The 1,786-nt window shown below is 61.1% G+C and carries 1 protein-coding gene and 1 pseudogene; both read left to right on the forward strand.

Annotated features, from left to right (window positions below):
* Window positions 1-472, forward strand: a 472-nt coding sequence (locus JF781_RS27870) for a hypothetical protein (protein ID WP_225330668.1), incomplete at its 5' end; no start/stop codon positions are given.
* 509 nt (window positions 473-981) lie between these two features.
* A pseudogene (locus tag JF781_RS27875) lies at window positions 982-1,308 on the forward strand (transposase); the annotation flags it as partial.
* Window positions 1,309-1,786 lie beyond the last annotated feature (478 nt).

Raw genomic sequence — 1,786 nt, forward strand, 5'->3', positions numbered from 1 at the left:
CTTTGCCGATCCGTTCGCGCCCGTGCACATCGAACGTGTGCCAGGAGCCCTTCGTCGTCAAGTTACTCTGACACTGGCGAAGTTGGCGGCCGACGGTCAACGTCGACGTCTCGTCTGGCATGCAGCGCAATTGCTCATGCGGACCGGAGAAAGTCAAGACGCACTAGCCTTCGCTCGGGCGTGCTACATCCTGAACCAACGGGGTTTTGCGATTGAATTACCTTGGCGCACTATGGCATTAAGCAACGATCGCGAGATACGACTACTCGCGGCGACGGTGCTTCCAGCGGCAACCGAGCAGATGGATTTCGAGGCCACCGAATCGCTGGCTCGCGATGTTGACACGGATGTCCGCATCGCGGTCGCTGAGTCACTGGCCGCACGGAGTCGCGACGGTTCGGTGGGGATTGACGAGCTAACGCAAATCTTGCGAGCCGATCCTAGCTACCGCGTACGAAGGGCAATCTCATGATGAATGCAGCCCAGTTGCATAGCAGTGGATGCACTGCGGCGACCCCACAGACCAGTTTGATCCATCGGTCGAGGCGTCGTAAGTCCATCGTGTCCATGCATGGTCCGACATGCCCTATCAGTTGATGCGGCACGCTTTCATGACTGCTAGTGATCAGCCGGGTTCGTGGCCACCCCCACCTACTGCCACCTTCGGACGAATGCGAGCATCACGGGTCGTCGAAGACGAGACCTCGAACAGTATGGACGCTGGCGCTGGCGAAGAACGGCAGCTTTTGCGGTGTGTCGAGAACGCGTCTTCGACTGTCTGAAGTGCGCTTATGATTGCCCCATGCGAATTGGGGGAGCTAATCAAGCAGATCACCGCTGCTGCGGACATCTTCTCGGCGCCGGTGACCTTCAGGAACCTCGCCTTCTTCAGCGGCGTGCTGCCCGGGCAGGGACTGGGGAATTAACGGTGTATCCGGCTCGACACGCCGGGGCGGCAAGCCTGGCGGGAAGGAGCCCGATATGGCCGCAACACTTGAGGCTGTGCCGAGTACGAAAACCGTTGACGAACTGACAGAGAAATCCGAGGCCGAGGCTGCCCGCGAGCTGGTCAGGATGGCGAGGGAGCAGGGGCTGTCCCTGGCCGGTCCTGACGGACTGCTCAAGCAGCTGACCAAGACCGTCATCGAAACCGCCCTGGACGAGGAACTGACCGAGCACCTCGGTTATGAACGGCACGACACGGCGGCGAAGGATACTGCCAACTCGCGCAACGGAACGCGGTCCCAGACCGTGCTGACGGAGACGACAGGCCCGGTGCAGATCGACGTTCCGCGGGACCGGGAGGGGTGCCGATAGGCCCTGCTGCGAAGGTCCCGTGCTGCGTTGGCGCCGAGGATCAGCCCCCGATATACGGGGCGGTTTCTAGTGAACGTTGCGAATTAGATGTGTTTGCATCCGGTGTCCTAATCGTTGCATGGCTGCCCGTGGCGAGCGGTCGTTGAGACATGCTCGGGGCCTGTCGTTGAGTCCGTCGCAGACGTCATCGAGCTGGTCTAACTCCACACGTTCAGGTCCGTGCCCTTTGGAAAGTACTGCCGGAGCAGTACGGGGTCGCTTTAAGGGCCCTTCGCAGTTAAGCATGGTTGATGTCTCGGCCGGGCAGGGGCACTGACGGTCGGTGTTGTTGAAACCAAAGACCGGGCCGTGGAGAACGCGGCCTTGAAAGCTGCCGTTTCGTATTTGGCTGCGTCGATCGGGAGGTGCGCCCGGGCTTGTAGAGCCGCAGACCGTCCGTGCCGCAGGCCCATTCCGGTGGCGGACGGTG

Source organism: Mycobacterium sp. WUMAC-067 (assembly GCF_020217485.1).
GTDB lineage: Bacteria > Actinomycetota > Actinomycetes > Mycobacteriales > Mycobacteriaceae > Mycobacterium.